Genomic DNA, 22,749 nt, shown 5'->3' with positions numbered 1-22,749 from the left:
TATCACGCCGGGAATAGAAACCATAAAAACCATAGTGCCCATTAAAACTTCATTTTTAATCTGGCGATCCTCACATTAAGTCGGCTTATTCCCCCCTAGTCTGAAGATGAATAATAACTAAAGGGCTAAACCTATGAGCACCACAGACAATGCATTCTCTGCGACCCTCGACCCCATCGACACCCCAAAGGCCACGCTGAAACAGCGCTGGTGGCACGTTATGGATAACCGAAAAGTCGGGATTATCCCGCTGCCTCTGTTCCTGCTGGCCGGCGGCTTAATTGCCCTTGACTGTCTGGGCGGCAAGCTGCCGAGCGACATTGTGGTGATGGTGGCGACGCTGGCGTTTTTTGGCTTTGCCTGCGGCGAGTTTGGCAAGCGCCTGCCGGTGCTCGGCAAGCTAGGCGCGGCGGCGATCTGTGCGACCTTTATTCCCTCGGCGCTGGTCCATTACGGCCTGCTGCCGGACGTGGTGGTTGAATCCACCACCAAATTCTACAAGTCGACCAATATTCTCTATCTCTACATCTGCTGCATTATCGTCGGCAGCATAATGAGCATGAACCGCACCACGCTGATTCAGGGATTCCTGCGCATTTTCTTCCCGATGGTGTGCGGTGAAATTGTCGGCATGCTGGTCGGCGTTGGCGTCGGGACGGCATTAGGCCTGGAGCCGTTCCAGGTATTTTTCTTTATCGTCCTGCCGATTATGGCCGGCGGCGTAGGGGAAGGGGCGATACCGCTGTCGATTGGCTATGCCGCGCTGCTGCATATGGATCAGGGCGTCGCGTTAGGCCGCGTTCTGCCGATGGTTATGCTGGGCAGCCTGACGGCGATTGTCATCTCCGGCAGCCTGAACCAGCTGGGCAAGCGCTTCCCGCATCTGACTGGCGAAGGCCAGCTGATGCCGAACCGCAGCAATGAAACGCATCGTGAAACCGCCGGTGACGAAAGCTTCGGCGGCAAAACGGACGTGGCGACGCTGGCGTCCGGGGCGCTGCTGGCGGTGCTGCTGTATATGCTGGGGATGCTGGGCCAAAAGATGATTGGCCTGCCGGCGCCGGTGGGGATGCTGTTCCTGGCGGTGCTGCTGAAGCTGGCTAACGGCGTATCGCCGCGCCTGCAGGAGGGCTCTCAGGTGGTGTATAAGTTCTTCCGCACGGCGGTGACCTATCCGATTTTGTTCGCCGTTGGCGTCGCCATTACGCCGTGGCAGGAGCTGGTTAACGCCTTTACTATCACTAATCTGCTGGTGATTATCAGCACCGTCTCCGCGCTGGTGGCGACCGGATTCTTTGTCGGTAAAAAAATTGGCATGCATCCGATCGATGTGGCGATCGTCTCCTGCTGCCAGAGCGGCCAGGGAGGAACCGGCGATGTGGCGATTCTGACCTCCGGCAACCGAATGAACCTGATGCCGTTCGCCCAAATCGCCACCCGCATCGGTGGAGCGATCAATGTCTCTCTGGGCCTGCTGTTTCTGAGTCACTTTATGGCGTGATTTAGTTCTGTGCTAACAGGAAAAACTGCTATTTCCCTCCACAGGACGAAGAAAATTTCTTTGTCCTGTATCCTAAATTCTGTTCATTTAGCGATACAATCAGCAGCGAAATCCGTTATCGCGACGGCAGCCCTGCCGTCGTTATTTTATTCAGTGAAGGAGAGGAATTAATGTCCGTGGATACTCCCGCCCGTGCGGGCGCCAGCGTAGAAACCCAGCTGGCGGTGAAAGCGCAGCGTGAAGCTCGTCAGAGCGAGTTGTTAACCCATTATCAGCAGCCGGTTATTTCGCTCACCCTGGTGACGCCGGGCGCGGAGAAAGACAGCATCCGCTATCGCAATATGATGGGCGTGGCGCTGCAGGCTTTCGATCAGCTGCTGTGGAAACACCGCTGGCAAACGCTGGACCGCCAGGTGCAGTGGCTGCCAACCGGGCCGGAAGCGCTGTGGTGCGTTGAGCACTCTGCCAGTGAAATTAACGCGCTTTGCACGGAGCTGACGCAATCCCATCCGCTGGGGCGTTTATGGAATATCGAAGTGATTTGCCCGGCGGACGGCCTGCAGAGCCGCCCGTCTGCTGCCGAGAGCAACGATCGCCACCCGCAGCAGTCGGCCGCTCACGTAGAGCAGATGATTGACGCCTGGTTTGCCCGCGACTAACGGATGATAGCGTGAGGAACCCCGCTCTCGCCGCGCTTAGCGGAGGGGCGGGGTAGCCCGGGTAAGGCGCTTACGCCATAGCTCGGGGAATCAGCGGTCAGAAGTCGACCGGCGCGCGGAAGGTCATTGCGTTGCCGAAAGCGGGATGGGTGATGGTCAGCATCTCCGCGTGCAGCAGCAGGCGCGGGGCCATAGCCAGCGCTTCCGGCGTCGCATAAAAGCGGTCGCCGAGAATCGGGTGGCCGAGGGCCAGCATATGCACGCGCAGCTGGTGCGAACGCCCGGTAATCGGCTTCAGGCGCACGCGGGCGCTGTTATCATCCGCGTACTCCAGCACCTCATACTCGGTTTGCGCCGCCTTGCCGGTTTCGTAGCACACCTTCTGCTTTGGCCGGTTCGGCCAGTCGCAAATCAGCGGCAAATCCACCAGGCCTTCTGCTTTCTGCGGGTGACCCCACACGCGGGCGACGTACTGCTTCTTCGGCTCACGCTCGCGAAACTGACGCTTCAGCTCGCGCTCTGCCGCTTTGGTCAGCGCCACCACAATCACGCCGCTGGTGGCCATATCCAGCCGGTGAACCGACTCGGCCTGCGGAAAGTCGCGCTGCACGCGCGTCATCACGCTGTCTTTATGATCCTCCAGCCGCCCCGGCACGGACAACAGGCCGCTCGGCTTGTTGACCACCATAATGTGCTCATCCTGATAGAGGATAACCAGCCAGGGGTCCTGCGGCGGATTGTAGTTTTCCATCGCCATATTCGCGTTCCGTTACTGGTGAGTGACGACGATTAAACGCAGCGCATCAAGACGCCAGCCGGCCTGGGCCAGCGCATCCATCACCTGCTGACGGTTGCTCTCAATTGCCGACAGTTCGTCATCGCGGATGTTCGGGTTAACCGCTTTAAGGGCTTCCAGACGCGACAGCTCCGCCGACAGCTTGTCGTTAGCCTCATCGCGCGCCGCTGCGATCAGCGCCTGAGCGGCCTTCGCGACCTGCGCTTCGCCGAGCTGCAGGATCGCGTGAACGTCCTGCTGCACCGCGTTGACCAGCTTGCTGCCGGTATGGCGGTTAACGGCGCTCAGCTGGCGGTTGAAGCTCTCGAACTCCACCTGGCCGGCGAGGTTGTTGCCGTTCTTATCCAGCAGCATGCGTACCGGCGTGGCCGGCAGGAAGCGATTAAGCTGCAGCTGCTTCGGCGCCTGCGCTTCGACGACGTAAATCAGCTCGAGCAGCAGTGTCCCGACCGGCAGCGCCTTGTTCTTCAGCAGCGAGATAGTGCTGCTGCCGGTATCGCCGGAAAGGATCAGGTCCAGGCCGTTGATAATCAGCGGATGCTCCCAGGTGACGAACTGCGCGTCTTCGCGGGAGAGCGCGACGTCGCGCTCAAAGGTGATGGTGCAGCCGTCTTCCGGCAGGCCCGGGAAGTCCGGAACCAGCATATGATCGGACGGAGTCAGCACAATCAGGTTCTCGCCGCGATCGTCCTGGTTGATACCGACGATATCAAACAGGTTCATGGCAAAGGCGATCAGGCTGGTATCGTCATCCTGTTCTTCAATGCTTTCGGCGAGCGCCTGCGCCCCTTCGCCGCCGTTGGAGTGAATCTCCAGCAGGCGGTCGCGGCCCTGCTCCAGCTGCGCTTTCAGCGCGTCGTGCTGCTGGCGGCAGGATTTAATCAGCGCGTCGAAGCCGTCGGTCGTCTCCGGCGCGGCAAGATAGTTAATCAGCTCATCATGGACGCTGTCGTAAACGGTGCGGCCGGTCGGGCAGGTGTGCTCGAAGGCATCAAGGCCTTCGTGATACCAGCGGACCAGCACCGACTGGGCGGTTTTTTCCAGATACGGTACGTGGATCTGAATATCGTGCGCCTGGCCGATACGGTCCAGACGGCCAATACGCTGCTCCAGCAGGTCCGGGTTGAACGGCAGATCGAACATCACCAGGTTGCTGGCGAACTGGAAGTTACGGCCTTCGGAGCCGATTTCAGAACACAGCAGCACCTGTGCGCCGGTGTCCTCTTCGGCAAACCACGCGGCGGCGCGGTCGCGTTCGATGATCGACATCCCTTCGTGGAAGACCGCGGCGCGAATGCCTTCACGCTCGCGCAGCACCTGTTCCAGCTGCAGCGCGGTGGCGGCTTTCGCGCAGATCACCAGCACCTTCTGCGAACGGTGGCTGGTCAGGTGGCCCATCAGCCACTCGACGCGCGGGTCGAAGTTCCACCAGGTTCCGCTATCGCCTTCAAACTCCTGATAGATCTGCTCCGGATAGAGCATGTCGCGAGCGCGCTCTTCGGCGGTTTTACGCGCGCCCATAATGCCGGAGACCTTGATGGCCGTCTGGTACTGCATCGGCAGCGGCAGGCGAATGGTGTGCAGTTCGCGCTTCGGGAAGCCTTTCACGCCGTTACGGGTGTTACGGAACAGAACGCGGCTGGTGCCGTGGCGGTCCATGAGCATGGAGACCAGCTCCTGACGCGCGGACTGGGCTCCGTCGCGATCGCTGTTGGCGGTCTGCAGCAGCGGCTCGATATCCTGCTCGCCGATTAGCTCGCCGAGCATATTCAGATCGGCATCGCTCAGCCTGTTGCCTGCCAGCAGCAGGGCGACGGCGTCGGCCACCGGGCGGTAGTTCTGCTGCTCTTCAACGAACTGGGCGAAGTCGTGGAAACGGTTTGGGTCCAGCAGGCGCAGACGGGCGAAATGGCTCTCCATCCCCAGCTGCTCCGGCGTGGCGGTCAGCAGCAGGATCCCCGGCACGCGTTCGGCCAGCTGTTCAATGGCCTGGTATTCACGGCTCGGCGCATCTTCGCTCCACACCAGATGGTGCGCCTCATCGACGATCATCAGATCCCATTCGGCGTCACACAGGTGCTCAAGGCGCTGCTTGCTGCGGCGCACAAAATCCAGGGAGCAGATCACCAGCTGCTCGGTTTCAAACGGATTATAAGCGTCGTGCTGCGCTTCGGCGTAGCGCTCGTCGTCAAACAGCGAGAAGCGCAGGTTGAAGCGGCGCAGCATTTCGACCAGCCACTGGTGCTGCAGGGTTTCCGGAACGACGATCAGCACGCGCTCGGCGGCGCCGGCCAGCAGCTGCTGATGCAGGATCATCCCGGCTTCGATGGTTTTACCGAGCCCGACCTCATCCGCCAGCAGCACGCGCGGGGCGTGGCGACGGCCAACGTCGTGGGCGATGTGCAGCTGGTGCGGGATCAGGCTGGTACGCTGGCCGCGCAGGCCGCTCCACGGCATCCGGTACTGCTCGCTCTGATATTTACGCGCGCGGTAGCGCAGCGCAAAGCGGTCCATACGGTCGATCTGCCCGGCGAACAGGCGGTCCTGCGGCTTGCTGAAAACCAGCTTGCTGTCGAGCAGCACTTCACGCAGAACAACGTTGGCTTCCTCGGTATCCAGACGGGTCCCGGTATAGGCCAGCAGGCCGTTTTCTTCATTAACTTCGTCAACCTGGAGCTGCCAGCCTTCGTGGCTGGTGATGGTGTCGCCCGGATTAAACATCACGCGGGTGATCGGGGAGTCGTTGCGTGCGTACAGACGATTTTCACCGATGGCGGGGAAAAGAAGGGTAACCATGCGCGCATCCAGCGCTACTACCGTCCCTAATCCCAGTTCGCTCTCTGTGTCGCTAATCCAGCGTTGACCAAGTGTAAAAGGCATATGTGTTCGGCTCTTTAGTTCTTAAATTGCAGGCAATAGTTGATCATCTCCGAATAGGCTGGAGAGAGATCAAAATTGGGTCCAGGAGTGGAAAGGGCGCTATGGTACTGGATGCTGCGGTGATAGTCACCTGTCAAAATAGCCCCAGCTGCCCTGTCACTATTGTAGCAAAATCATCGTCGACAAAGGGAAGTATTCCTTCCGCGACCGGCTGTAATTGTTTCGACAAATAGTGCTCGTAATCGAGCGGCGACTGCTGATAATCGACCGGCTCCGGCCCGCCGGTGGTCCAGACATATTTGATGCTGCCGCGCTGCTGGTACTGCTGCGGCCTGCCCAGCCTGACGTTGTGCTCGTCGGCAAGCCTTGCCGCGCGGACGTGCGGCGGAACGTTGCGCTGATATTCCGCCAGCGGTCGGCGCAGCCGCTTACGGTAGATCAGCCGATCGTCGAGCTCGCCGTTCATCAGCTGACGAATCGTCTCCAGGACGTAGTCACGATAGGGCTGGTTGCGGAAAATGCGCAGGTACAGCTCCTGCTGAAACTGCTGGGCCAGCGGCGTCCAGTCGGTTCGCACCGTCTCCAGCCCTTTAAAGACCATTCTCTGCTCCTGCGCCTCCTGAATCATTCCGGCGTAGCGCTTTTTGCTGCCGGTATCGGCCCCGCGGATGGTCGGCATTAAAAAGCGGCAGAAGTGGGTTTCAAACTCCAGCTCCAGGGTGCTGGTAAGGCGCGCTTTCCCCAGCTCGGCGGCCCACCAGTCGTTGACATAGGCCACCAGCGAACGGCCGATTTTCGCCGCCTCTTGTTCATCATGGGCGCGCCTGAGCCAGACAAAGGTGGAATCGGTGTCGCCATAGATAACGTCATAGCCCTGCGACTCAATCAGCGCTTTGGTCTGGCGCATGATGGCGTGGCCGCGCATGGTGATTGACGAGGCCAGCCGCGGGTCGAAAAAGCGGCAGGCGCTGGTGCCGAGCACGCCATAAAAGGCGTTCATAATGATCTTCAACGCCTGAGACAGCGGCTTGTTTTTATGCCGCTTGGCGTCGTCGCGGCCGTGCCAAATCTGGCCGACGATACCCGGCAGACAGTGCTTCTCGCGGGAGAAGCGCGCGCCGAGAAAGCCTTCGGTGCTGTGCTCGTCATCGGGCAGGGCGCCGCCTTCGACGAGCCCCACCGGGTCGATCAGGAAGGTGCGAATAATCGAGGGATACAGGCTTTTGTAGTCCAGCACCAGCACCGAATCGTACAGGCCGGGGCGGGAGTCCATCACGTAGCCGCCGGGGCTGGCCTGCGGCGGAACCTCGCCGAGGTTGGGCGCAACGTAGCCCAGCCGGTGCATGCGTGGAAAATAGAGGTGGCTGAAGGCGGCCACCGACCCGCCGTGGCGGTCGGCGGGCAGGCCGTTAACCGTGGCGCGCTCCAGCAGAAACGGCACGATCTCCGTTTTCTGGAAGATGCGCGTCACCAGCTCGCAGTCCTGCAAATTGTAGGTTGCCAGCGCCGGCTTATCCTCGCTGAAGCGGCGGTCGATTTCGTCCATCCGATCCCAGGGATTATCGATGGCTTTGCCTTCACCCAGCAGCTCGCGCGCTACCGCCTCAAGTGAAAAAGAGGGGAAGCTCCAGAACGCGGATTTCAGCGCCTCAATGCCGTCGATAATCAGCCGCCCGCTGGCCTGGGCGAAGAATACGCCATTTTTAAAACCGTGCTCGCGCCACTCCAGCTCGCTGTTGCCGCGGCCGAGCAGCAGCGGAATACGGTAGCGCTCGGCGTGTTTTTGCAGCACGCGCAGGTCGAACTGCACCACGTTCCAGCCGATCAGGATGTCCGGGTCATGGGCGGCAAACCAGGCGTTGAGCTTTTCCAGCAGCTGCGGGCGGCTGGCGACGTACTCCAGCTGAAAATCGACGGCGGGAGAGGCCGCCGGCTCTGGCCCGAGCATGTAGACGACCCGCTGGCCGCAGCCTTCCAGGCCGATGCAGTACAGCTCGCCGTGGCGGCTGGTTTCGATATCCAGCGATACCCATTTCAGCGGCGGCCGGTAGTGCGGGCTGGCCTTCATGCGGGCGTTGAGCAGCTGCGCTCCTCGTTTTTCGCCCTCGACCCAAACCGGCGCGGTAATAAAGCGCTCCATCAGATAGCGCTCCGGCGGGCGGATATCGCCTTCGTAGACGGTAATGCCCTGTTCGCGCAGCTTCTTTTCGAGGCGCATCAGCTGGCGATGGGCGCGGCAGTAAAGGCCAAAAACCGGCTGGCGGTGAAAGTCTTTTAGGCTGAGGGGGGCGAGGCGCAGGCCGTTTTCGCCCTGCAGCAGGCGTTCAGCCTGGGCACGCTGCGCTTCGGGGATAAATGCCACGGACTCCTGCGGCGGCAGGGTGACCTGAAGGGGGCCGTCGTCGGTCGCCAGCCAAAAGGTCAGCTCCGTGCCCTGCGGGGTATCCCGCCAGTGACGGGTCAGTAAGAAACCTTCTCGTGGCTGAGTCACGCCGTGCTCTCATCAAGTCAAACCAGGCCTGAGTATAGCCTGGTTCACGGCGCGATGCTGGGGTTTTATACAGGTATTTTGACCCATCCCGGCGGCGCTACTGCCCGTAATAGGCCTTCGCGCCGTGCTTGCGTAAATAGTGCTTATCCAGCAGGGTTTGCTGCATATCCGGCAGCTGAGGCGCCAGCTGCCGGCAGAAAATCCCCATATAGGCGATCTCTTCCAGCACAATCGCGTTATGCACCGCATCTTCCGCGTTTTTCCCCCAGGCAAACGGGCCGTGGGAATGCACCAGCACGCCGGGCATTTGCGCCGGGTCGATGGCGTTCTCGCGGAAGGTTTCGACGATAACGCGCCCGGTTTCCCACTCATATTCCCCGTTGATTTCGCTGTCGGTCATCAGGCGGGTGCAGGGAACCGCGCCGTAGAAGTAATCGGCGTGGGTGGTGCCGGTCGCCGGGATTGACTGGCCTGCCTGCGCCCAGATGGTCGCATGGCGTGAATGGGTATGGACGATACCGCCGAGGGTCGGGAAGGCCTGATATAGCAGGCGATGGGTTGGGGTATCCGACGAGGGTTTCTTTTTCCCTTCCACCACTTCGCCGGTTTCCAGGCTCACCACCACCATATCCTCAGCGCTCATCGCGCTGTAGTCGACGCCCGAAGGCTTGATCACCAGCAGGCCCCGCTCGCGGTCGACGGCGCTGACGTTGCCCCAGGTTAAGGTCACCAGGTTGTGCCTGGGCAGCGCGAGATTGGCTTCCAGAACCTGACGTTTCAGATCTTCTAACATTGTGTACTCCGAATAGCGGGTCAGCACGGTTTCCCTCTTCTCCTCTCCTTAGCGGCGGAGAGGGAGAAGAGGGGGCGACCTCTTAACGTTTGCCGGCGTAATAAACTTCGTTCCAGCGCAGCGCATCTTTGAAGGAAGGCAGGCGGGTTTCGTTATCAATGACGGTCAGCTCGATATCCTGCAGCTCCGCAAACTGGCGCATATCTTCGAGAGTCAGGGCGTGGCTGAAGACGGTATGGTGCGCGCCGCCGGCAATGATCCAGGCTTCGGACGCGGTGCGGAGATCCGGCTGCGCTTTCCACAGCGCGTTGGCTACCGGCAGCTTCGGCAGAGCGTGCGGGGTAGGCACCGTTTCAATGGTGTTAACCAGCAGGCGATAGCGATCGCCGAGATCGATCAGGCTGGCGACGATCGCCGGGCCGGTTTGGGTGTTGAAGATCAGGCGCGCAGGGTCGGCTTTACCGCCAATGCCCAGCGGCTGAACGTCGAGGATCGGTTTTTCCGCCGTGGAGATGGTTGGGCAGACCTCCAGCATATGCGAGCCGAGTACCAGATCGTTGCCGTTGTCGAAGTGGTAGGTGTAATCCTCCATAAAGGAGGTGCCGCCCTGCAGACCGGTTGACATCACCTTCATGATGCGAAGCAGGGCGGCGGTTTTCCAGTCGCCTTCGCCCGCAAAGCCGTAGCCCTGCTGCATCAGACGCTGCACGGCGAGACCCGGAAGCTGCTTCAGGCCGTGTAAATCTTCAAAGGTGGTGGTGAAGGCGTGGAAGCCGCCCTGCTGCAGGAAGCGCTGCATTCCCAGCTCGATACGCGCGGCATCGAGAACGTTCTGCCGCTTATCGCCGCGGACCTGCGCTGCCGCAGTCAGCCGGTAGCTGCTTTCATATTCATCAACCAGGGCGCTGATATCGCCTTCGCTGACGTCGTTGACCACCTGCACCAGATCGCCCACCGGCCAGGTATTGACCGAGAAGCCGAATTTGATCTGCGCGGCGACCTTATCGCCATCGGTGACCGCGACTTCGCGCATGTTATCGCCAAAACGGCAGACTTTCAGATGACGGGTATCCTGTTTCGAGACCGCCTGGCGCATCCATGAGCCGATGCGCTGATGGGCGTCCCGATCCTGCCAGTGGCCGGTCACCACGCTATGCTGCTGGCGCATACGGGCGCCAATAAAGCCGAACTCGCGGCCGCCGTGCGCGGTCTGGTTGAGGTTCATAAAGTCCATATCGATGCTGTCCCACGGCAGCGACGCGTTGTACTGGGTGTGGAACTGCAGCAGCGGTTTATTGAGGATGGTCAGGCCGTTAATCCACATCTTGGCCGGAGAGAAGGTGTGCAGCCACACTACCATGCCGGCGCATTTATCATCATAGTTAGCGTCGCGGCAGATATGGGTGATTTCGTCCGGCGTGGTGCCCAGCGGCTTTAATACCAGCCGGCACGGCAGTTTTGCCTCGGCGTTCAGGCTGTTCACCACGTGCTCGGCATGCTTTGTGACCTGACGCAGCGCTTCCGCGCCGTACAGATGCTGGCTGCCAATCACGAACCAGACTTCATAGTTAGCAAAAATCGTCATTTTGGTGTCCTTAATGGGTGAGAGCTGGCTGAGATTGCGAGGCCTTTTCCGCCTGTGCAGCCGAAGGGAGATACTGTTGTTCAGCGCTGACTGACCATTGCCGGTAGCGCTGATAGAGGTGTTCGAAGCGCTGCGCCTGGGCCGGACGCGGCTGCAGGGTGCTTTCCACCCGGCTTGCCATATGCTGCTGGGCCGTTGGAATATCGCTATATACGCCGGCGGAGACGGCGGCAAAGATGGCCGCACCCAGCGCGCAGCACTGATCGGAGGCGACAATTTGCAGCGGCCGGTTCAGCACGTCGCAGCAGGCCTGCATGATGACCGGGTTTTTGCGCGCGATGCCGCCCAGCGCCATCACGTTGATGACCGGGATCCCCTGGTCGGTGAAGCACTCCATAATGGCGCGGGCGCCGAAGGCGGTTGCCGCAACCAGGCCGCCAAACAGCGCCGGCGCATCGGTGGCGAGATTCAGATCGGTTATTACGCCTTTCAGGCGCTGGTTAGCGTTTGGGGTGCGCCGTCCGTTGAACCAGTCCAGCACCACCGGCAGATGGTCGAGCGAGGGATTTTTCGCCCAGGCTTCGGTCAGCGCCGGCAGCAGCTGTTTCTGGCTGGCGCGGATCTGCTCTTTCAGCTCCGGATGGGCAAGCGCCAACTGCTCCAGCGGCCAGCCGAGAATGCGGCCAAACCAGGCGTAGATATCGCCAAAGGCCGACTGCCCGGCCTCCAGACCGATAAAATCGGGCACCACGCTGCCGTCGACCTGGCCGCAGATGCCTTTCACCGTGCGGGCGCCAACGCTCTGCTTATCGGCGATCAGAATGTCGCAGGTGGAGGTGCCGATGACTTTAACCAGCGTATTAGGCTGCGCGCCGGCGCCTACCGCCCCCATATGGCAGTCGAAGGCGCCGCCGGAGATGGTGACCGTTTCCGGCAGACCCAGGCGCTGGGCCCATTCGGTGCAGAGGGTGCCGACCGCCGCGTCGGCGGTCCAGGTCTCGCTAAACAGCGGCCAGCTGAGGTGCTGATTGATAATGGGGTCGAGCTCGTCGAAGAAGCTGGCCGGCGGCAGACCGCCCCAGTCGGCGTGCCACAGCGATTTATGCCCGGCGCTGCAGCGGCCGCGACGAATATCCTGCGGGCGGGTGGTCGCGGAGAGCAGCGCCGGAACCCAGTCGCACAGCTCAATCCATGAGGCCGCGGCCTGCGCAACGGCGCTATCCTGACGGGTGACATGGAGGATCTTGGCCCAGAACCATTCGCTGGAGTAGATGCCGCCGATGTAGCGGGAGTAGTCCTCTTTGCCCGGCTGGTGGCACAGGCGGGTGATGGCTTCCGCCTCTTCTACCGCGGTATGGTCTTTCCACAGCACGAACATCGCATTCGGGTTGTTGGCGAACTCTTCCCGCAGGGCCAGCACGTTGCCGTCGGCATCGACAGGCGCCGGCGTCGAGCCGGTGCTGTCAACGCCGATACCGACGACGGCGGCGCGCTGCCCGGGGCTCAGCAGCGCCAGCACGCTTTTCAGCGCGGCTTCCATTGATTCAATGTAATCACGCGGGTGGTGGCGGAACTGATTATTCGGGGCGTCGCAAAATAGCCCCTCCTGCCAGCGTGGGTACCACTCTACGCTGGAGGCGAGCTCTTCGCCGGTGGCGCATTCCACTGCCAGAGCGCGAACTGAGTCACTACCAAAATCGAGGCCAATCGCAATTGCCATGCTGTTACTCCATGCTAAAAACCATTCATGGTGAAACAGTAGATATCCTCGGGAAAAACCGTCAGGCCGTATTCGCTAATCTTATGGACTATATTGCTATGTCATCGCAAAGTGTGACGCCGTGCAAATATTCAATGTGGACTTTCCTGCCGTATTTATAGACACTTTTGTTATGCGTTGGAATGGCTTACATTGAGCGGTGTCGTCGATTTTTGCTGAAATCAGGCGGGTTTTAATTCGAATTTCAACCCGCATCCCATTACGGGAAGCGCGCTTAGGGATAAAATAACGAATATGGACAATTGGTGTCCAGAGCCTCTCCGGGAGAGCTGAGTTTATGGCTGAAACACAAAACGATCCTTTGCTACCGGGCTACTCTTTTAACGCCCACCTGGTTACGGGGCTGACGCCGATTGATGCGGATAGCTATCTGGATTTCTTTATTGACCGCCCGCTCGGCATGAAAGGTTTTATTCTTAATCTGACGATTCGCGGTGAAGGGGTGATCAACAACCAGGACGAACAGTTTGTCTGCCGGCCTGGCGATATTTTACTCTTCCCGCCGGGGGAAATTCATCACTACGGCCGCCACCCTGATGCCCGCGAGTGGTATCACCAGTGGGTCTACTTCCGCCCGCGGGCCTACTGGCACGAATGGCTGAACTGGCCGACGATTTTCGCCCACACCGGATTTTTCCGTCCCGATGAGCAGTGGCAGGCGCGCTTTGGCGAGCTTTTCGGCCAGATCGTCGACGCCGGACAGGGGGCCGGGCGCTACTCTGAGCTGTTGGCGATCAATCTGCTGGAACAGCTGCTGCTGCGGCGCATGGAGGCCATTAACGAATCCCTGTACCCGCCGCTGGATAACCGGGTCCGCGACGCCTGCCAGTACATTAGCGATCACCTGGCGGACAGCCATTTTGATATCGCCAGCGTCGCCCAGCACGTGTGTCTGTCGCCGTCGCGGCTGTCGCACCTGTTCCGCCAGCAGCTGGGCATCAGCGTGCTGGGGTGGCGGGAAGATCAGCGCATCAGCCAGGCCAAGCTGCTGCTGAGCACCACGCGAATGCCCATCGCCACGGTGGGACGCAACGTTGGCTTTGAAGATCAGCTCTATTTCTCGCGGGTATTTAAAAAATGCACCGGCGCCAGCCCGAGCGAATTCCGCGCAGGATGTGAATAAAACGTAAATAAAGTGAAATGATGCCCCGGAAAATTGTCACAACCAGTAAACTATTCAGACAATTGATGGCTTGACGAAGGCGCGACGGCTCTGGAGAATCCGTGCTTCGTTTTTAAACCGGGCACACTATGCAAGCATTGCTGGAACATTTTATCACCCAATCCACGGTCTACTCGCTGATAGCCGTGATGCTGGTCGCCTTTCTTGAATCGCTGGCGCTGGTGGGGCTGATACTGCCGGGTACGGTGATGATGGCCGGGCTGGGCGCGCTGATCGGCAGCGGTGAGGTTAACTTCTGGCAGGCGTGGCTGGCGGGGATCGTCGGCTGTTTATTCGGTGACTGGATTTCATTCTGGCTCGGCTGGCGGTTTAAAAAACCGCTGCATCGCTGGTCGTTTATGAAGAAAAACAAAGCGCTGCTTGATAAGACCGAGCACGCGCTGCACCAGCACAGCATGGTCACGATCCTGATCGGGCGCTTCGTCGGGCCGACGAGACCGCTGGTGCCGATGGTTGCCGGAATGCTTGACCTGCCGGTCGCGAAGTTTATTCTGCCGAATATTATTGGCTGTCTGCTGTGGCCGCCGCTCTACTTTTTACCAGGCATTCTTGCCGGCGCGGCCATTGATATTCCCGCCGATGAGAACAGCGCCAGCTTTAAGTGGCTGCTGCTGAGCGCCGCGCTGCTGGCGTGGCTGGCCGGTTGGCTATGCTGGCGACTGTGGCGTAGCGCGAAAACAAGCGATCGTCTGACCCGACTGCTGCCGCGTACGCGTCTGCTGTGGCTGACGCCGCTGGCGCTGGCGCTGGCGGGCGTGGCGTTAACCGTGGCGATTCGCCACCCGCTGATGCCGGTCTATCTCAATATTCTGCACCAGGTTATCGCGCGCTGATCCCTAACAGATGGGAGGCGCTGCTGTTGCCGCTTAAGAGCGCATCGGTGGCGCCATCCCAGGCGATACGCCCGTCGGCCACCACCAGCGATCGCGGGGCGATGCGGGCCGCATCCTCCACGCTATGCGACACCATCAGCAGCGTCAAATTCCGGCGCTGGCAAACCTCTGCGACCAAAATCAGCATCTCCTGGCGCAGCGCCGGATCGAGCGCGGAAAACGGCTCATCCAGCAGCAGTACCGGCTGCTCGCGCACCAGACAGCGCGCCAGCGCCGCCCGCTGCCGCTGACCGCCGGATAGCTCGCCGGGAAGCCTCTCCAGCAGGGAATCAAGGCCCATCTGTTCGGCAATAGCCTGCAGACTGGCGTTTTGCCCGGCGCTCAGCTTAAGCCCGGGGTGCATGCCAAGGCCGATGTTCTGGCGGATGGTGAGATGGTTAAAGAGGTTATTTTCCTGAAACAGCATTGATACCGGGCGACGGGCGGGCGGCGTATCGGTATGCGGCTGACCGTCGATGACGATGCTGCCGCTCGCCGGCGGCAAAAAGCCGGCGATCAGATTCAGCAGCGTGCTTTTCCCCGCCCCGCTGGGGCCGAGTACCGCAATGCGTTCGCCGCGCTGTACGGAGAGGGTGAAACGCATCGGCAGGTGCTGGTACAGCCAGGTTACATCATTCAGTTTTAACATCACGCCCCGGTAGCTTCTCAATCACGGTAAAGAGGACAAAGCACAGCGCCAGCAGCAGCAGGGCGGTAACGGCACCGTCCTGGCTACGATAGGCGCCAATCTGCTGATACAGATAGAACGGTAGGGTGCGGAAATCGTCGTTGCCGAACAGCGCCACCACGCCGAAATCACCGATCGAAAGCACGCAGGCAAAGGCCAGCGCCTGGGCCAGCGGGCGCTTCAGGGCGCGAAGCTCTACGACCTGCAGGCGGGTAAAGCCGCTCATCCCCAGCGATTGGCAGAGCATGCCGTAGCGCACGGCGACGTCGCGCATCGGGTTTTCCAGCACCTTCAGCGCATAGGGGATCGCCATCAGCGCATTGGTGAAGATAACGATGCCGTCGGCGGAGTCGGGCAGGCCAACGCTATTATTGAGCAGTAAAAAGAAGCCGGTCGCGAGCACAATTCCCGGCATGGCGAGGATCAGCATTCCGCTGAGCTCCAGCGCCTGGCCGGCCAGCGGGCGGCGGCGGATGCGCAGCTCGCGGCTGCTCCACAGCAGCATCATCGTCAGAATAACGCTGAGTATGCCGGCGGCCAGCGCGATGCGCAGGGAGGTCGAGAAGGCTTGCCATAGCGCAGGCTGGGACAGCACCCGCGGCAGATTGTTATTCAGGCCATCGATGACGACCGCCAGCAGCGGCGGCAGCAGCAGCAGCAGCGCGATCGCGATGAGCACGAAATCGGTCAGGCGGCTGTGCAGGCGATCGTCAGGGTCGCGCCAGCCGCGAACGTGGGTCACGCCGATCGCCAAGGCCTTGCTCAGGCGCTGGCTGAGCAGCACCAGCCCGAGGCAGCAGCTCATCTGGATCAGCGCCAGCATCGCCGCGCGAGCCGGGTCGTAATCAAAGCTCAGCGCCTGGTAGATCGCCAGCTCGATGGTAGTGGCCCGAGGGCCGCCGCCAAGGGAGAGTACGGTAGCGAAGCTGGCGAAGCAGAGCATAAAGATAAGCGCCGCCACCGGAGGAATTTGCCGCCGCAGCCACGGCCACTCCACGAAGCGGAAAAAGTGAAAGCCGCGCATGCCAAGCTGGGCCGCAATTTGCCGCTGTTCGCCGGGAATATTCTCCAGCGCCTGCAGCAGCAGGCGGGTCGCCATCGGCATATTGAAGAAGACGTGCGCCAGCAGAATTCCCTGCAGCCCGTAAGGGGAGAAATCCCACCGCCATCCCAGCGCGCTAAAAGCCGCCGCCAGCCAGCCCTGACGGCCGTAAACGCTCAGGATGCCAAATACCGCCACCAGCACCGGCAGGATAAGAGTCATCGCGCACAGGCGCAGCAGCAGCGTGCGGCCGGGAAAGCGGCGCCGGTAAAGGGCGCGGGCAAGAAAAATAGCCGGCACCACCGAAAGCAGCGCCGAGAGAAACGCCTGCCAGAAGGAGAAGCGGACGACGTGCCAGAGATAGCTGTCGCGAACGATCGCCAGCCAGGCCGCCTCCGGCGCGCTGCTCCAGAGCGCCAGAAAAGCGGCCAGCGCCACTACGACCAGCACGGCGGCGGCCGTCAGGCCCGGCAGCAGCCAGCCGATAGTTAGCGGCTGACGGCGCGTTGCCATGCGTTAATCCAGTTCTGTCGTTCGCCAGCGACCTGCTGCGGAGTGAACTCCAGCGTGGTCTGCGGTTTGACCAGCGCGTCAAAGCCGGCAGGGAGCGTCACCTGGGTGACCGGGTACATCCAGTTGCCCGCCGGAATCGCATTCTGGAAACCCGGAGAGACCATAAACTTAAGGAACTTCTCCGCCAGCTCCGGCTGCTTGCTGGCCGCGGTGCGGGCCGCCACTTCGACCTGCAGGTAGTGGCCTTCGCTGAAAGCGGCCGCCGCGTAGTTATCTTTTTTCTCTTCGATAATGTGATAAGCCGGAGAGGTGGTATAGCTCAGCACCAGATCGCTTTCCCCCTTCAGGAACAGGCCGTAGGCCTCGCTCCAGCCCTTGGTCACGGTGACGGTTTTCGCCGCCAGCTTCTCCCAGGCCTGCGGGGATTTGTCGCCGTACACTTTCTGCATCCACAGCAGCAGGCCGAGGCCCGGCGTGCTGGTGCGCGGATCTTCGTAGATCACCCGCCATTTCCGATCGCTCTCAACCAGCTCTTTCAGGCTTTTTGGCGGATTTTTGAGCTTGTTTTTATCGTAGACGAAGGCGAAATAGCCGTAATCAAAGGGTACGAAGGTATCGTTGTTCCAGCCGCCAGGGACCGTAAGCGCGTCGGTCGGCACGTTGCTTTTGGCGAACAGCTTGCTTTGCGCCGCCGCTTCCAGCAGGTTGTTGTCCAGTCCGAGGACCACGTCGGCTTTGCTGTTTTTGCCTTCCATGCGCAGGCGATTCAGCAGCGAGACGCCATCTTCCAGCGCCACGAACTTCAGCTCGCAGCCGCAGTCGGCTTCAAAAGCCTTTTTGACGGCCGGGCCTGGGCCCCAGTCCGCAGAAAAGGAGTCGTAGGTATAAACGGTGAGAACGGGTTTAGCCAACGCGGGAGCGGCGACCAGCACCAGCAGCGGGAGTAATTTTTTCAACACTTTGCACCTCACAAAAAAGGGGTGGCAAAGGATTTTGAGTGAGCCTCAAATCCCTTCGCCGGCGTTATCCGGATCAGGTTCGACGGGTATTTTCTCAGCCCAGACGCTTCATCGTTCAGGCTGCCTTGATGCAGCCTGAACGATATCGCGTATGTTTATTAGCACCCCGTTGAGAACGGCGACCAGTGTAATGATTTTGTTAGCTGACCGAAAGTGCTTCCGCGCCAGGTGGCAAGGCTCTAGGGTTCCGGCGGCGCAAACCACGCCGATTTAAAATCAAACCAGCCGAGGGTGTTCATTCTCACACCGCGCATGCTGCGCTGGCCCTGGATCATCAGCCAGTGGTGGATCAGTGGCACGATCGTTTGATTAGCCAGCAGCTGCTGACTCCAGGTTGCGGGGTTTAACTCGCCCGCATGCCAGCGGCCGGCATCCTCCTGCCAGTCAATCGGGATGCAGTGGCGAATGAGCGGAACTTCATAAAGCCAGGCGAACAGGGAAAAGTCGATCGGCAGGGTAAAGTTGGCGCTGTTTAGCCAGATATCGCTGACAACCTCGCCGCGATGCCATTCCGCGTATTCCAGCTCCCGAATCTCCAGCCTGACCTGATGTTCGGCTAACAGCGTCGCCATAATGCCGCCGATCGCGCGATGCTCAATATGGTCCTGGTAATAGGTCAGCGTCACCGACTCCAGGCCCGCGGGCTTCTCGCAGGCGTGGCTGCGCGCGTGGTGCCAGCGCGGCAGCAGGCCGTAGGCCGGGAACCAGTTGCCCTGGTAATGTTCGCCCGCGTGATAGAGCAGGTTCGCCGGCTGGAACAGATAGCTCAGCCACTGGCGTACGGCTGCATTGGCGCCAAGCGGGCTGCGGGAATCAAACAGCAGGTAGTAGCAGCCTTCTTCCAGACGACTTTCGACGGCTTTCTCGCTCTGCGTGGTGCCCTGCAGGGTTAAGCCGCCGTTCGACTCTTCGCCAATCTCCGGCAGCACCCAGACGTTGACCTCGTCAATTAATGCCCGATAGCCGAAGTAGTCGTCGAAGGCATGGATCTTTAGCTGATTTTGGTTATTGCGCGCCACCGCATAGGGCCCGGTACCGATCGGCATCGCGGAGTAGTTCTCCATCGACTGCCATTCGCGCGGCAGTATCACCGCGGAAACCTGGCCCAGCAGCCACGGCAGCCAGCGATCCGGCTGGGTCAGATGGATATCCAGCGTCCAGGCGGTAGGCGAGACGATGCGCTCAATATGGGAGTAGAGCGGCAGGGCGTTGCTGCGCTGCAAAGAGGCGATCACATCCTCCATTTCCAGCTCGCGGCCGTGGTGAAAGTGGATGCCGGGACGCAAAAAGAAGCGCCAGTGGGTGGGAGATAGCTGCTGCCAGTGGTGGGCAATATCGGCTTCCAGTTCCCCATTTTCCTCATTTACCCGCGTCAGGGCGCTGAAGATTTGCCGGGCGATATGGTTTTCCGAACGGCGCAGAGCGCTGCCGGGGAGCAGATTTTTCATCGGCCGGTAGTAGAGCACGCGCAGAATATGCCGCCCCTGGCGAAAGCTCCGTCCGAGATGAGAGACCAGCATCTGGCGCACGGCGGCCTTATCGCCGACCAGCTGCACCAGCTGATCGATGCGATCCTGCTCCAGCAGATCTTCCGCCCGCTGCTGCTGCAGCGCCAGGCCGGTGTAAAGGAAGGCCAGCTTCGATCGCTTACCGCGTCCCGCTTCCGCCTCCCAGGTTAGCCAGCCGCGCTCTTCCATCATGTTCAGCAGGGTTCTCATATGGCGGCGCGAACAGCTTAGCATCTCCGCCAGCTCGTTGAGCGTCGTCTCCTGCGACCTGCCTTCGCAGCATTGCCATAAGCGGATGAACTGTTGTTGCAGACGGGCGGAAGACATAAAAGGGGAACTCCTGATGAAAACTCAGCAATTTATTAATCCCTATATTAGGCCAATAATAGATTCCGATGAAGCGAGGAGATGAATATGATGAGGTCAACCGCTAAGCAGTTCTACCAACGCTACTTTTCTGCGACGCAGGATGCGTCATGGCTAGCCCGCCTGATGGCAGGACGACAGCAGGAAATACTCGGCGAGCTGATGCAGTGGGGAGTTACGTCACCGACCTCTGAGCGTTAACTTGCAGACATCATGTGTGACTGAGTATTGGTGCGTACCTGTCGTCTTTCACGTTCCCGGCGTTGCCGCGGTCCGCTCATAATGGCCGCCTGCCTGTAACCTGAAATCGATTGAGTATAAAATCACCCGCCAGCAGATGACTTCTGCTGGCTTTTTTCGTTTTCTTCGCGTGCTAAGGACATGACATGCTGTGGTTAATGACAATGGGGCGGCGGCTTAACGGCGTCTACGCGGCTTTTATGCTGGTCGCTTTTATGATGGGGATTGCCGGCGCGCTGCAGGCCCCGACGCTCAGCCTGTTTCTCAGCCGCGAAGTAGGTGCGCAGCCTTTCTGGGTCGGGCTGTTTTATACCGTTAACGCCATTGCCGGGATCGCGGTCAGCCTGGCGCTGGCGAAGCGATCCGATAGCCAGGGCGACCGCCGCCGGCTGATTATGTTCTGCTGTCTGATGGCCGTGGGCAACGCGCTGCTGTTTGCGTTTAATCGCCACTACTTAACCCTGATTACCTGCGGCGTAATGCTGGCATCCATCGCCAATGCCGCGATGCCGCAGCTGTTCGCCCTGGCGCGGGAGTATGCCGACAGCTCGGCGCGGGAAGTGGTGATGTTCAGTTCAATCATGCGCGCCCAGCTGTCGCTGGCGTGGGTTATCGGCCCGCCGCTGGCCTTTATGCTGGCGCTGAACTACGGCTTTACCACCATGTTCTCCATTGCAGCCGCTATTTTTGTGATTAGCCTGGCGCTGATCGCCTGTAAGCTGCCGTCGGTGGCGCGGGTGGAGCAGCCTTCGGAGGCGGCAGGCGCGGTGGCGCAGGCCGGCGGCTGGCAGGATAAAAACGTGCGTATGCTGTTTATCGCCTCGACGCTGATGTGGACCTGCAACACCATGTACATCATCGATATGCCGCTGTGGATCAGCAGCGATCTCGGCCTGCCGGATAGCCTGGCCGGGATCTTAATGGGCACCGCGGCCGGGCTGGAGATCCCGGCGATGATCCTTGCGGGCTACTATGTCAAACGCTGGGGCAAGCGTAGCATGATGGTCGCCGCCGTGGCCGCCGGGGTGCTGTTCTACGCCGGGCTGATCCTGTTCCACGACCGCACGGCGCTGCTGGCGCTGCAGCTGTTTAACGCGATTTTTATCGGTATTGTCGCCGGGATCGGCATGCTGTGGTTCCAGGACCTGATGCCGGGACGCGCGGGAGCGGCCACCACGCTGTTTACCAACAGTATTTCCACCGGCGTAATCCTGGCCGGCGTGCTGCAGGGGGCGCTGTCGCAAAGCTACGGCCACGCCAGCGTTTACTGGGCGATTGCGGCGATTTCGCTGGTCACCCTGTTTTTGACCTGCAAAGTTAAAGATATCTAGCCCGTTACCCGCTCGCGGAGCGCCGCGGGCGGCAGGATTCAGGAGAGGATATCGATCGTTTCCCGCAGCTGCCGGATGGCGATTTGCCCCGGCGCGGAGGCCTGGCCCGCGCTGCCGAACGTCATCGCTGAGCCAAACAGTCGCCCGGTAACCCGGCTGATGCCGCCCATTTTGCCCATCGACATGGTGATGATCGGGCGGGTAGCGTACTTCTCTTTCATGGACAGCGTGGCGGAGAGTAGCGTCAGCACATCCTGCGGAGATTGCGGCATGACCGCTATTTTCGGCAGGTCGGCGCCCAGCTCCTGCATGCGGCAGAGGCGGCGAATAATCTCTTCCTCGGGCGGCGTCTTCTGGAAATCATGATTGCTGACGATCGCCTTAACGCCGGCGGCATGGGCATCGTCGATCAGCGATCGGATCTGCGATTCATCGTTGAAGAGCTCAATATCAATCACCTCGACCAGCCCGCTGAGCGCGACCTGACGGTTAAGCGCAAAATAGTCCGCCTCGTCGAGCTGCGCCTCGCCGCCCTCTTTTTGGCTACGGAAGGTGAACAGCAGCGGCGTATCGGCGAGGATCTGGCGAATGTCAGCCAGCGCCAGCATTACCTGCTCGCTTTCGCCAACCTGCGCAAAGCCGTCGGCACGCCATTCGATAATATCGGCGTCGACCTCCGCCAGCGCCCGAGCACGGGCCTTCAGCTCATCGAGGGTTTGGCCCATCAGCGGAACGCAAATGTGGGTTGAACCTTCCTGGAAGGTGATGTTCTTCACCGTAACGGTTGTCGTCATATCAGCGCCTGTGCGTATTTCCTGAGGCCTTCTGTCGCTGAGAAGGCATAAAAAAATGCCCGGTCAGTGGACCGGGCAGGGGAGCCGCTGGCGGCTTTAGTTCATAAAGGCCGGCTGCTTATTCTCGTAGGCGGAGATCGCCTCTTCGTGCTGCAGCGTCAGGCCGATGCTATCGAGGCCGTTAAGCATGCAGTGGCGGCGGAAGGCGTCGATTTTAAAGCTGTACGACCTGTCGCCCGCTTTAACCACTTCGGCTTCCAGATCCACCTCGAACTTAATGCCCGGGTTGGCCTGCACCAGCTTAAACATCTCGTCGACCTGCTCGTCGCTCAGCGTGACCGGCAGCAGCTGGTTGTTAAAGCTGTTGCCGTAGAAGATATCGGCAAAGCTGGGGGCGATAACCACTTTAAAGCCGTAATCGGTCAATGCCCACGGCGCATGTTCACGCGAGGAGCCGCAGCCGAAGTTTTCCCGCGCCAGCAGAATCGAGGCGCCCTTGTACTCCGGGAAGTTGAGGACGAATTCCGGATTCGGCTGCTGTCCCTGATCATCGAGGAAGCGCCAGTCGTTGAACAGATGCGCGCCAAAACCGGTGCGGGTGACTTTCTGCAGGAACTGCTTGGGAATGATCGCATCGGTATCGACGTTTGCGGCATCCAGCGGCACCACCAGGCCCGTATGTTGGGTAAATTTCTCTGCCATGATGGT

The 22,749-nt window shown here is 60.3% G+C and carries 18 protein-coding genes and 1 riboswitch; of the genes, 6 read left to right on the top strand and 12 right to left on the bottom strand.

The window, feature by feature from the left end; genetic code table 11:
• Positions 1-133 precede the first annotated feature (133 nt).
• Complete coding sequence (locus QFI97_RS01045) at positions 134-1,501, top strand: 2-hydroxycarboxylate transporter family protein (protein WP_095103819.1); 1,368 nt, start codon at positions 134-136, stop codon at positions 1,499-1,501.
• A gap of 170 nt (positions 1,502-1,671) precedes the next feature.
• Positions 1,672-2,160, top strand: coding sequence for a citrate lyase holo-[acyl-carrier protein] synthase (locus QFI97_RS01040; protein ID WP_095103817.1), 489 nt, complete (start codon positions 1,672-1,674; stop codon positions 2,158-2,160).
• A gap of 97 nt (positions 2,161-2,257) precedes the next feature.
• Here the strand turns inward: QFI97_RS01040 and rluA are convergent, their stop codons facing one another.
• From rluA to araB, 6 genes are all read right to left on the bottom strand, one after another.
• Positions 2,258-2,917, bottom strand: coding sequence for a bifunctional tRNA pseudouridine(32) synthase/23S rRNA pseudouridine(746) synthase RluA (gene rluA / locus QFI97_RS01035; protein ID WP_331834548.1), 660 nt, complete (start codon positions 2,915-2,917; stop codon positions 2,258-2,260).
• 12 nt (positions 2,918-2,929) lie between these two features.
• Complete coding sequence (gene rapA / locus QFI97_RS01030) at positions 2,930-5,836, bottom strand: RNA polymerase-associated protein RapA (protein WP_095103813.1); 2,907 nt, start codon at positions 5,834-5,836, stop codon at positions 2,930-2,932.
• Between the two features lie 133 nt (positions 5,837-5,969).
• A complete protein-coding gene (gene polB / locus QFI97_RS01025) occupies positions 5,970-8,327 on the bottom strand; it encodes a DNA polymerase II (protein WP_346430407.1) in 2,358 nt (785 codons plus the stop codon).
• A gap of 97 nt (positions 8,328-8,424) precedes the next feature.
• Positions 8,425-9,120: an L-ribulose-5-phosphate 4-epimerase gene (gene araD / locus QFI97_RS01020; protein WP_095104107.1), complete on the bottom strand. Its 696-nt coding sequence runs from the start codon at positions 9,118-9,120 to the stop codon at positions 8,425-8,427.
• 82 nt (positions 9,121-9,202) lie between these two features.
• Positions 9,203-10,705, bottom strand: coding sequence for an L-arabinose isomerase (gene araA / locus QFI97_RS01015; RefSeq protein ID WP_346430406.1), 1,503 nt, complete (start codon positions 10,703-10,705; stop codon positions 9,203-9,205).
• 10 nt (positions 10,706-10,715) lie between these two features.
• On the bottom strand, positions 10,716-12,425 hold the full coding sequence (gene araB, locus QFI97_RS01010; protein ID WP_346430405.1) for a ribulokinase: 1,710 nt from the start codon (positions 12,423-12,425) through the stop codon (positions 10,716-10,718).
• A gap of 337 nt (positions 12,426-12,762) precedes the next feature.
• Between araB and araC the strand changes: the two genes are divergently transcribed.
• On the top strand, positions 12,763-13,608 hold the full coding sequence (gene araC / locus QFI97_RS01005) for an arabinose operon transcriptional regulator AraC (RefSeq protein ID WP_095103805.1): 846 nt from the start codon (positions 12,763-12,765) through the stop codon (positions 13,606-13,608).
• 128 nt (positions 13,609-13,736) lie between these two features.
• Positions 13,737-14,501: a DedA family protein gene (locus tag QFI97_RS01000; protein ID WP_095103803.1), complete on the top strand. Its 765-nt coding sequence runs from the start codon at positions 13,737-13,739 to the stop codon at positions 14,499-14,501.
• On the opposite strand, the gene thiQ is transcribed toward QFI97_RS01000, so the two are convergent.
• The 4 genes from thiQ to sgrR all read right to left on the bottom strand — a co-directional run bounded on the left by thiQ (position 14,488) and on the right by sgrR (position 19,637).
• Positions 14,488-15,189, bottom strand: a complete 702-nt coding sequence (thiQ, locus tag QFI97_RS00995; protein ID WP_346430404.1) for a thiamine ABC transporter ATP-binding protein ThiQ — start codon at positions 15,187-15,189, stop codon at positions 14,488-14,490. The two genes, QFI97_RS01000 and thiQ, sit on opposite strands and share 14 nt — an antisense overlap.
• The gene (thiP, locus tag QFI97_RS00990; protein ID WP_346430403.1) at positions 15,173-16,783 is read right to left on the bottom strand and encodes a thiamine/thiamine pyrophosphate ABC transporter permease ThiP; all 1,611 of its coding nucleotides are present in this window, start codon (positions 16,781-16,783) and stop codon (positions 15,173-15,175) included. Before thiP ends, thiQ begins: the two co-directional genes overlap by 17 nt.
• Positions 16,759-17,742 (bottom strand): thiamine ABC transporter substrate binding subunit, encoded by a 984-nt coding sequence (gene thiB / locus QFI97_RS00985; RefSeq protein WP_095103797.1) that lies wholly within the window; start codon positions 17,740-17,742, stop codon positions 16,759-16,761. Before thiB ends, thiP begins: the two co-directional genes overlap by 25 nt.
• Positions 17,743-17,774: 32 nt before the next feature.
• Positions 17,775-17,921: riboswitch (TPP riboswitch) on the bottom strand.
• 60 nt (positions 17,922-17,981) lie between these two features.
• Positions 17,982-19,637: an HTH-type transcriptional regulator SgrR gene (sgrR, locus tag QFI97_RS00980; protein WP_095103795.1), complete on the bottom strand. Its 1,656-nt coding sequence runs from the start codon at positions 19,635-19,637 to the stop codon at positions 17,982-17,984.
• 87 nt (positions 19,638-19,724) lie between these two features.
• Between sgrR and sgrT the strand changes: the two genes are divergently transcribed.
• Together sgrT and QFI97_RS00970 are read left to right on the top strand one after the other, a co-directional pair.
• A complete protein-coding gene (gene sgrT, locus QFI97_RS00975) occupies positions 19,725-19,877 on the top strand; it encodes a glucose uptake inhibitor SgrT (protein WP_095103793.1) in 153 nt (50 codons plus the stop codon).
• A gap of 185 nt (positions 19,878-20,062) precedes the next feature.
• Entirely contained in the window at positions 20,063-21,247 is a 1,185-nt protein-coding gene (locus tag QFI97_RS00970; RefSeq protein WP_095103791.1) for a sugar efflux transporter, read from the top strand.
• 38 nt (positions 21,248-21,285) lie between these two features.
• On the opposite strand, the gene aroD is transcribed toward QFI97_RS00970, so the two are convergent.
• The gene (aroD, locus tag QFI97_RS00965; RefSeq protein WP_346430402.1) at positions 21,286-22,041 is read right to left on the bottom strand and encodes a type I 3-dehydroquinate dehydratase; all 756 of its coding nucleotides are present in this window, start codon (positions 22,039-22,041) and stop codon (positions 21,286-21,288) included.
• A gap of 96 nt (positions 22,042-22,137) precedes the next feature.
• On the bottom strand, positions 22,138-22,743 hold the full coding sequence (leuD, locus tag QFI97_RS00960) for a 3-isopropylmalate dehydratase small subunit (protein ID WP_095103788.1): 606 nt from the start codon (positions 22,741-22,743) through the stop codon (positions 22,138-22,140).
• Positions 22,744-22,749: the final 6 nt, after the last annotated feature.

Origin of the sequence: Klebsiella scottii (assembly GCF_036561945.1) — a bacterium.
Taxonomy (GTDB): domain Bacteria; phylum Pseudomonadota; class Gammaproteobacteria; order Enterobacterales; family Enterobacteriaceae; genus Klebsiella; species Klebsiella scottii.
Note: the sequence above shows the minus strand (reverse complement) of the source record. Positions and strands in the feature narration are given on the sequence as shown.

Excerpts from the sequence above, each read along its gene's own strand:
- araA (WP_346430406.1), bottom strand. The coding sequence starts at position 10,705 with ATGACGATTTTTGCTAACTATGAAGTCTGGTTCGTGATTGGCAGCCAG.
- araC (WP_095103805.1), top strand. The coding sequence starts at position 12,763 with ATGGCTGAAACACAAAACGATCCTTTGCTACCGGGCTACTCTTTTAAC.
- aroD (WP_346430402.1), bottom strand. The coding sequence starts at position 22,041 with ATGACGACAACCGTTACGGTGAAGAACATCACCTTCCAGGAAGGTTCA.
- QFI97_RS01045 (WP_095103819.1), top strand. The coding sequence starts at position 134 with ATGAGCACCACAGACAATGCATTCTCTGCGACCCTCGACCCCATCGAC.
- rapA (WP_095103813.1), bottom strand. The coding sequence starts at position 5,836 with ATGCCTTTTACACTTGGTCAACGCTGGATTAGCGACACAGAGAGCGAA.
- sgrT (WP_095103793.1), top strand. The coding sequence starts at position 19,725 with ATGATGAGGTCAACCGCTAAGCAGTTCTACCAACGCTACTTTTCTGCG.
- leuD (WP_095103788.1), bottom strand. The coding sequence starts at position 22,743 with ATGGCAGAGAAATTTACCCAACATACGGGCCTGGTGGTGCCGCTGGAT.
- araD (WP_095104107.1), bottom strand. The coding sequence starts at position 9,120 with ATGTTAGAAGATCTGAAACGTCAGGTTCTGGAAGCCAATCTCGCGCTG.
- thiQ (WP_346430404.1), bottom strand. The coding sequence starts at position 15,189 with ATGTTAAAACTGAATGATGTAACCTGGCTGTACCAGCACCTGCCGATG.
- rluA (WP_331834548.1), bottom strand. The coding sequence starts at position 2,917 with ATGGCGATGGAAAACTACAATCCGCCGCAGGACCCCTGGCTGGTTATC.
- QFI97_RS01000 (WP_095103803.1), top strand. The coding sequence starts at position 13,737 with ATGCAAGCATTGCTGGAACATTTTATCACCCAATCCACGGTCTACTCG.
- sgrR (WP_095103795.1), bottom strand. The coding sequence starts at position 19,637 with ATGTCTTCCGCCCGTCTGCAACAACAGTTCATCCGCTTATGGCAATGC.
- QFI97_RS01040 (WP_095103817.1), top strand. The coding sequence starts at position 1,672 with ATGTCCGTGGATACTCCCGCCCGTGCGGGCGCCAGCGTAGAAACCCAG.
- QFI97_RS00970 (WP_095103791.1), top strand. The coding sequence starts at position 20,063 with ATGCTGTGGTTAATGACAATGGGGCGGCGGCTTAACGGCGTCTACGCG.
- thiP (WP_346430403.1), bottom strand. The coding sequence starts at position 16,783 with ATGGCAACGCGCCGTCAGCCGCTAACTATCGGCTGGCTGCTGCCGGGC.
- araB (WP_346430405.1), bottom strand. The coding sequence starts at position 12,425 with ATGGCAATTGCGATTGGCCTCGATTTTGGTAGTGACTCAGTTCGCGCT.